Source organism: Paenibacillus sp. JCM 10914, from assembly GCF_001315105.1.
Lineage (GTDB): Bacteria > Bacillota > Bacilli > Paenibacillales > Paenibacillaceae > Paenibacillus_AQ.
Window position 1 is genome coordinate 1 of sequence record NZ_BAZR01000095.1, and the last position, 509, is coordinate 509.

The following is a 509-nucleotide window of genomic DNA, read 5'->3' on the forward strand; positions in this document are numbered from 1 at the left end:
TCAGATCAATACCGTCACCGTCCATACGCCGGTCGTTAACTATGCCTCTGTCACGGATGATCAAGCCCATAACCAGAAGACGGTGCCGAATGCTGCGCGCTCTGCCTTCATCCTGGATCGGCCTTTTACCGTGCGGATACCAACATCCGGCCAGCATCGGAACATCCCGGGATACGGGCATCGCGACTATGCCAAATACGTCCGGTCCAAGCAGGTCTACTTTCCGTTTGACGTCTACAGCGGGGACAAGCGTACCTTTTACCCGAAGAATACCTGGATCACGATCCCGACCAACCAGCTCGACACCGAGTTCTTCCTGCCGGTATGGGTGGATGAAGGGGATTACCACGTTTACTTCCGGACCATTGCCGAGAATGCGCCGCCAGACTTCAGCACCCAGCCCAGCGCCAACCTGGATCTGGCCCACCATGTTGCCACCGATATCGAACCTGTCGAAGTGATCGGCCGCGTCTACGACTTCCGCATCACGGACATCGTCGACTACAACT

General features: G+C 56.6%; 1 pseudogene. It reads left to right on the forward strand.

The window, feature by feature from the left end:
• Window positions 1-509 (forward strand): annotated as a pseudogene (locus JCM10914_RS31175) (hypothetical protein); the annotation flags it as partial.